At 43.6% G+C, this 5218-nt stretch carries 8 protein-coding genes and 2 pseudogenes; all 10 read left to right on the top strand.

Annotated features, from left to right (window positions below):
* Positions 1 to 1125, top strand: a pseudogene (locus RMO79_RS15030) (glutamate synthase subunit alpha); the annotation flags it as partial.
* A 193-nt stretch (positions 1126 to 1318) separates the two neighbouring features.
* Positions 1319 to 1492 carry a DUF6888 family protein gene (locus RMO79_RS24600; protein ID WP_396135056.1) on the top strand — a complete coding sequence of 58 codons (174 nt, stop codon included), beginning with the start codon at positions 1319 to 1321 and terminating at the stop codon, positions 1490 to 1492.
* Positions 1492 to 1704 carry a DUF6887 family protein gene (locus RMO79_RS15025; RefSeq protein ID WP_396136605.1) on the top strand — a complete coding sequence of 71 codons (213 nt, stop codon included), beginning with the start codon at positions 1492 to 1494 and terminating at the stop codon, positions 1702 to 1704. Before RMO79_RS24600 ends, RMO79_RS15025 begins: the two co-directional genes overlap by 1 nt.
* Before the next feature lie 94 nt (positions 1705 to 1798).
* Positions 1799 to 2329 carry a hypothetical protein gene (locus tag RMO79_RS15020; protein WP_310483985.1) on the top strand — a complete coding sequence of 177 codons (531 nt, stop codon included), beginning with the start codon at positions 1799 to 1801 and terminating at the stop codon, positions 2327 to 2329.
* Positions 2330 to 2846: 517 nt separating this feature from the next.
* Positions 2847 to 3107 carry a type II toxin-antitoxin system ParD family antitoxin gene (locus tag RMO79_RS15015; protein ID WP_310483984.1) on the top strand — a complete coding sequence of 87 codons (261 nt, stop codon included), beginning with the start codon at positions 2847 to 2849 and terminating at the stop codon, positions 3105 to 3107.
* Between the two features lie 12 nt (positions 3108 to 3119).
* Entirely contained in the window at positions 3120 to 3443 is a 324-nt protein-coding gene (locus tag RMO79_RS15010; protein ID WP_310483987.1) for a type II toxin-antitoxin system RelE/ParE family toxin, read from the top strand.
* 210 nt (positions 3444 to 3653) lie between these two features.
* Positions 3654 to 3902: a DUF4926 domain-containing protein gene (locus tag RMO79_RS15005; RefSeq protein ID WP_310483983.1), complete on the top strand. Its 249-nt coding sequence runs from the start codon at positions 3654 to 3656 to the stop codon at positions 3900 to 3902.
* Between the two features lie 278 nt (positions 3903 to 4180).
* On the top strand, positions 4181 to 4612 hold the full coding sequence (locus RMO79_RS15000; protein WP_310483982.1) for an antitoxin Xre/MbcA/ParS toxin-binding domain-containing protein: 432 nt from the start codon (positions 4181 to 4183) through the stop codon (positions 4610 to 4612).
* Positions 4609 to 4893, top strand: coding sequence for an RES family NAD+ phosphorylase (locus tag RMO79_RS14995; protein WP_310483981.1), 285 nt, complete (start codon positions 4609 to 4611; stop codon positions 4891 to 4893). Before RMO79_RS15000 ends, RMO79_RS14995 begins: the two co-directional genes overlap by 4 nt.
* Positions 4894 to 4904: 11 nt before the next feature.
* A pseudogene (locus RMO79_RS24595) lies at positions 4905 to 5218 on the top strand (RES family NAD+ phosphorylase); the annotation flags it as partial.

Below are 5218 nucleotides of genomic sequence, written 5' to 3'. Positions count from 1 at the left end.
ACCGGAGATCCCGCCCACACCGTCAACTTCATGCGCTTCATCGCCCAAGACTTACGGGAAATCATGGCTTCCCTCGGCTTCCGCACCCTCAACGAAATGGTAGGGCGCACCGATATCCTCGAATCCAAACAAGCGATCGCCCATTGGAAAGCCAAAAACATCGACCTCTCCAACCTGCTCTACCAGCCCGAAGCAGGCGCAGAAGTCGGACGCTACCAGCAAATTTCCCAAGATCATGGACTTGACAAATCCCTCGACATTACTACTTTATTAGACCTGTGCAAAGACTCGATTCTTGATGGCAAACCCACCACAGCCACCCTACCCATCTGCAACGTCAACCGCGCAGTCGGTACCATCCTCGGTAACGAAATCACCAAAAAACACTGGCACGGACTCCCCGAAGATACCGTCCACCTCAAATTCCAAGGTAGTGCCGGACAAAGCTTCGGCGCATTTATCCCCAAGGGAGTCACCCTCGAACTCGAAGGCGATGCCAACGACTACATCGGCAAAGGACTCAGCGGCGGTAAAATCATCCTCTACCCATCGCCCAAATCCACTTTCATCGCTGCCGAAAACGTCATCGTCGGCAACGTCGCTCTCTACGGAGCCACCAGCGGCGAAATCTACATCAACGGTATGGCTGGCGAACGCTTCTGCGTCCGTAATTCTGGTGTCAGTGCAATTGTGGAATCGATCGGCGATCACGGTTGTGAATACATGACAGGCGGACAAGTGATCGTCTTGGGTAAAACCGGACGCAATTTCGCAGCGGGGATGAGTGGCGGTGTTGCCTATATCCTCGACGAGCAGGGTGATTTCCCGACGCGCTGCAATACCCAGATGGTGGGATTGGAAACTCTCAACGATCCTGAAGAGATTGGGAAGTTGCGGGGTTCGATCTCCAAACACGCCCAATATACCAAGAGTCAAAAAGCGATCGCAGTTCTGGCTAATTGGGATGAGATGGTACAGAAGTTTGTGAAGGTGATGCCGCGTGACTATAAACGGGTGTTGCAAGCAATCCAGAATGCGCTGGCTTCGGGGTTGAGTGGTGATGATGCTCTGGATGCTGCTTTTGAGGAGAATTCTCGCGATGTTGCTCGAATTGGGGGGAGTTAGCATTCGATACGTTTCAGTTTGCTAGCGGTTGAAACCGCTGTCTTGATGCGCTAAACCCGGAGGAAACCTCCGGGTTTAGCGCATCGCTGCTCATGCTGCAAAGTCTGCCTACGCAGACTAATTTCCTAGTCTGCGTAGATCGATCGCGATCTAGTGCAGTATTCTATAATCATAATTGTGAGGTATCCAAATTTTGCCAACCGCCGAGCAAGGCATCAGGTGTGTAATTCTGTGCCAATCCTTAACCAATACCTTCACGCCTATTTTCGTTGTTCGTCTTGACGATCGAACGGAAAACCTATTTATTTTAGCTGGTGATAACATCCAGATCGAAATCTATCCTAATGGTCTTTGGAGATTTTTATAATGAACCCTAACTTTAACACCATGACAAACGGTGAGTTAAGAGCTTATGTAATCGCTCATCCTGACGATCGATCTGCATTCCATACATTTGTCGATAGATTCACTGCTGAAGCATCTCCAGCGACGTTCGACATTCCCAACTCTAATGCTGAGGTTAAGGAAGTGGAAATTTTAATTCAACAAAAGCTAGCACAACTAAAAATTGGCACTTAAAATACTGAAAAGGCAATTATTAACATTCTTCAAACACACTTGACCCACAACTTTAGTCATATCATCCTAACTTTCTGAAAAGCAATATACCGATATGCAGAGTACAAATAATCAAGTGTTGCAGAGAGATCCTAAGAAAATCGATTTATTACGAGAATGGGCACGTAGAGCAGAACGTGTCGGATATGAGTTAGCTAAACACCGGAATACTCAAACAAAAATACTGAAACGGGCAAAAATGGATAACAGTGCTATCGGTGCATTCGTATTAGTTTTTGGATTTGTTGCCCTTGTCCCTTCTATCAAAAATCTGATTGGTAATTATGTACCTTTGATAATAGCGGTTATTGGGGCAATATTTCTGTTTGCTGATGCATATATGCCATCAATCCTCGAAGATCCTAATCCACAGAGATTCGGTGATTATGCCCATTATATTCTTAAATATGCTCGCGACCTTGATGCTCTAGCTGAAAATACAGCACTCCCGCTATTAGAGTGGAATGCTAGAGCGGATCTATTGATAGATTGGGCACGTGCCAATCTAGATGATGCGATCAAAGAATGGCCATGGCTTATCAATGTGATTTCACCCAATCCACCGACAGTCCAACAACATCCTTAATCTTTTACAATTAGTGTAATATATCTACGATTATCTTTAGGCTATCAATTGACAATGTGCTGCGTAAATTCTACTGCTATTGCTAGCGAGATTTGATGATTCGATCTATGTGATTTTGAGTTAAATTGGAGATCATGAGGCTGGATATTTTCAATTTTGGTGTGATCGATCGCTACTTGCCGAAATGTGGAAATGGTAAAATTGAATCATATTTAATCTGATCCATCACATCATGAATACGACCCCGTAAAGCCGACGCTCCGCGATTCTTAATAGAGAGACTACGCCAACGAATTGATCGTGCTGAAAGTAGAAAAGATGACTTTAGCAACTGTGGATGGTGCTTTCGAGCTTGAGATCGATCGGCTTTGGTCTCGATCGATCTGTTGGTAACTCATAAATGACTTTAGCCGCTGTGGATGGTGCTTTTGAGCTTGAGATCGATCGGCTTTAGTCTCGATCGACCTCTGGGTAACTTATAATAGAGACAGGCAAACGATCTTCGATAGCAGGTGTTATGCAAGTCACTCTCCCGCCAGAACTAGAACTAATCGTCAGTCGCCAAATAACTAGCGGCAAATATCAAAACGCGATCGAAGTGATTAGAACCGCGATCGAACTCTTAGACAAGCAGGAAGACATTTACCAAGGAAAACTAGGCGAACTGCAACAAGCAGCATCGATCGGCTGGGAAGCATCTCAACGGGGCGAGGTAGTTGATGGTAATATCGCAATGGAGCAAATTAGATCGAATCTTAAATCTCGCTATAGCAAATAGAGCTAATGACCGATTACCTACGGTAGGCTACGCCAACGATTTAGACTTACAAAACCAGCAATCCAAGATATCGAAGAGATTGCAGATTATATTGCTCAACAATCTGGATTAGAACAATCGGAAAGATTTTTAGGCAAACTAGAATCTAAATTTTCCAAAATAGTCACCTTTCCCCTACTTGGCAGAAGAAGAGACGAGATTTTGACTAATATCCGTACCATACCATTAGATAACTATTTAATTCTCTATCTGCCAATCGGTGATGAGATTGAGATTTTACGAGTAGTTAGCGGTTACAGAGATTTATTTACATTGTTTACTGACGTGGATGAGTGAGAAAAAATGACTTTAGCAACTGTAGATGGTGCTTTCTATCTTGAGATCGATCGGCTTTAGTCTCGATTAAATGAAATTGTCGGTTAAATAATTGCTGATGACTTTTCGGTGTAAATGGTACGATCCTGCCAGTTATTACAGTTTAGCTAGAAAGACAGATCGATGGCGAATTTCAATTCGTGACAATTAAACCTAGTAGGGGGTTTTAATATGACAATGGAATTAGATCGAGAAGTCTCATTAACTAGTGACTTACCAGAATATGGACTCAGAGCCGGAGATATTGCAACGTTAGTCGATTTCGTCCCTCATCCAAATAATGGTGAAGAAGGCTGCGTATTAGAAATTTTTAATGCGATTGGTGAATCTTTGACAGAGATTGCTGTGCCCATTTCTGCGATCGAAACCTTACGCTCTGACGAAATTTTAGCAGTTCGCACTCTAGCAAAAGTAAGCTAATTGTAATTTGGATTAGATTGAAGATAATGACACTGGGGATGTTAGATCTTCGATCGCTCGATCCTTGTTGCCTAAATGTGGGAATGGTAAAATTGAATCATATTCAATCTGCCATAGTCACATCATGAGTACGATAGAATCGTTCGCGTTGGCAGAGCCTGCCGTTAGACACAGCGTCTGCCTTTACCTACGGTAGGCTAACGCCAACGCAGAGGCTACGCCAACGAATCAGGAATTCCTGTACAACCACTCAACACTCGAAACTTTACTGTATCCGCATGAAAACCCAAGATATGGTCAGAGAGTTATTAGAAGTAACCGAACGATTTAATAAAACTGCATCCCCACAGATAGATCGAGATCGAATATCTCACGCCACCAATATCATTCATCTTGCATCGAAAATTTTTGCTGACTCAAGCCAACAGTGGTTAAATCAACCCCACAAAATGTTAGACGATCGAGTTCCATTAGACATAATCGATCGAGATGAAGGTTTACAACAAACAGAAGATCTATTAGAAAAAATGGCTGAGATTGTCGATCGAGCAATTAAAGTATTTAATAATGAGTCGGTTGCTAAAAATTGGCTGCGTACACCCAACCCATATTTAGGCGATTTAATTCCCCTAAATATGTTGGAATCAGCAGAAGGTATCGAGCATGTTCTAGATATGCTCGGACGGATTGAATACGGGGTGTACAGTTGAGATCGAATCTTAAATTGTGGCGTGTTGTTACCAGACAACGTGCTGAGGGTGCTTTTAATGGAGAAGGTTCCGTTATGTACAGTGGGAGATGGCATTCCAAAGGAACGAGATTAGTGTACACCGCCGATAGTTTATCTTCCGCAATATTGGAGACTACCGTTCACATGAACGCTACGACGATGTATCTCGAATATGTTTATTTTTGCGTAACAGTTCCTGATAATGTTGAAATAGACGATATCGATTCTCCAGGGAGAGGCTTCGCCAACGAAACACTCTAAATTCGGATTGGTCGAATATCTCTGCTCCAGAATACTTAAAAGAATACGGCGATAACTGGATCGAAAAAGGTGAAACAGCTATTTTGTGCATACCTTCAGCAATAGTGCCAGTCGAGAATAATTATCTTATCAACCCAATTCATCCTGATTTCCAAAGACTCGTCATTTCTCCCGTCGAGACTTGTTCGTTGGCGAAGCCTCTTTCAAGAAACACTAGCCAGAAAGCTTATGTAGCGGGGGCTGGAACAGATGGGTTATACTCATCGGGCTGCTGCTCGATGGGGACAAGCTCTAGCCCAAGAGCAGCAGCCCGATGTGTTAGATG

This window comes from Chamaesiphon sp. VAR_48_metabat_403, from assembly GCF_031422475.1.
GTDB lineage: Bacteria > Cyanobacteriota > Cyanobacteriia > Cyanobacteriales > Chamaesiphonaceae > Chamaesiphon.
The sequence above is the reverse complement of the archived record's forward strand: the minus strand, read 5'-3'. Positions and strand labels throughout refer to the sequence as shown.